This is a genomic window from Pseudooceanicola endophyticus (assembly GCF_018760365.1).
Lineage (GTDB): Bacteria > Pseudomonadota > Alphaproteobacteria > Rhodobacterales > Rhodobacteraceae > Pseudooceanicola > Pseudooceanicola endophyticus.
Map to the genome: position 1 here is coordinate 1 of NZ_JAHIAB010000039.1, position 1,661 is coordinate 1,661.

At 54.9% G+C, this 1,661-nt stretch carries 1 protein-coding gene; it reads left to right on the forward strand.

Annotated elements, in window-relative coordinates; genetic code table 11:
* Positions 1 to 440 precede the first annotated feature (440 nt).
* Complete coding sequence (locus tag KM176_RS24705) at positions 441 to 1,382, forward strand: hypothetical protein (RefSeq protein ID WP_160897347.1); 942 nt, start codon at positions 441 to 443, stop codon at positions 1,380 to 1,382.
* Positions 1,383 to 1,661 lie beyond the last annotated feature (279 nt).

Below are 1,661 nucleotides of genomic sequence, written 5' to 3' on the forward strand. Positions count from 1 at the left end.
AGCTGCGCAGCGAAACATCAAGTCCGGCAAAGTATTCCATATCTCACTCCCTTCCATTGGATCATCCGATCCTAACAGGAGCTCGACCTCTCCACAGAGGCAGCCCAATTACGCATGCTCTGGGCCGTCTGTGGCAGGTGGATCACCGCACCTGGGCGAGGTAGTCGCCGCGCTGCCATAGGTCCGGTTCGGTCCCAATGCACATTACCAATGGACGGTTGCTTCGGTGACTGCCATGGAACCTTGAGTTAGTTAGTCGCAGAACATTAGAGACTTTCCCTATGATAGACGACCCAAGAACTAAGTTCTCTGCCGCTCTTCACGCAGGCGCGCGGCTCTGCTTACTCCCAATTAGCCGGGTATTTGCAGAGGAACCCGTACAACTTGCCGCGGATCTCGTCTTCTACCCACCAGGTTCGCTTACACCAGGTGATCTTAGAGTGGTCTCCTTTCCTGCTCATGAATGGCAGGAGGCCGAGCGCCGCAGCGCGGCGACTACACCAAGAAGGATAGAGGCGTCGGGCTCCGATCTCACTTGGCTCAAGAGTGGTGCTACGCAGATCACGATTGACGACTTTTTCGACTGCGGGCTACTGGCCCTACCGGTCGTTTTAGACTGGGATGAGTTCCTCGAGGCGAGAGATCACCAAGTGCATCTCGACGCAATCGCTGTGGCAGCAAGGCAAGCCGAAGCGATAATCGACTTACTTCGGTTTTGGTATTGTAGGATCGACCTTCCGGACACTCTGCCTGGCAGGGCCGGGTACTTACCAAAGCCCCAATTTACCGCAGGTTTGTTCTATAGCCTAATGGATCACGAGAGTTACATCGTCGCTGGACAGTTAGTCACGCACGACATCGTGGCAGGGCTTGGACTTGAAATCCATAAGGGCTGCTATCTACCTGAATTGCGGCACGGCGAAGTTGGAAACATTGCGCGACGTGGCCTTCGGTTACATTCAACCGCTTTGGAAGCGGCAAGCGAAACCGAAAAATTCCTCCAACTCATGACCCTCATAGAGTACCTAGCAGATCCCGACGGGTACATCACCATGCAAAAAGTCAAAAAGCGAATTGGTCGCCACGTAGCCAAGGATCGGACAGAGTACGACGCAATCATGCAAGATTTTCGCTTCCTTACAAGCATGGGTAAAGACAGCGAGGGCCGGGATTCTGGCTTGCGGCATAATGTTGTTCACGTTGGCGCGAACTTAGAGGACCTTTTGGGTCAGGCCGAAAGACGAGACGTCCTTAATCGGGTCAATCGCTATGTAGGAGTCGTCCTAACGCACTTCATCGAGCGGTCTGGAAAGAGTTGGGACGCCATCGAACAGTATCGCAGCGAGAGAGGAATTGCGCTTGGGCTGGAAGCAGATCTGTAGCATCGTCCCACCCAGACAGGGCCCTAACACTTGGCGCAATGAAAGTCCCAAAAGTCCGCTCTGCCAACCTCCGCCTGCAAGGCCTTGCTGCACAATGGCTCGAACGGCCGGTTGGGTGAAGCTGCACCGCAGCGATGGCCTGCCTGGCGAACGGCAGCTTCTCTAATTGGGCGTTCGGGTCAAGCTCGTCTTCCTTCTTTCTGCGGGATCGATGTCGCTCATCCGGGTCACGCTTCTCTTCGCAGTCTGGTGACACAGGTGTGTCGCTGCATGCATGTG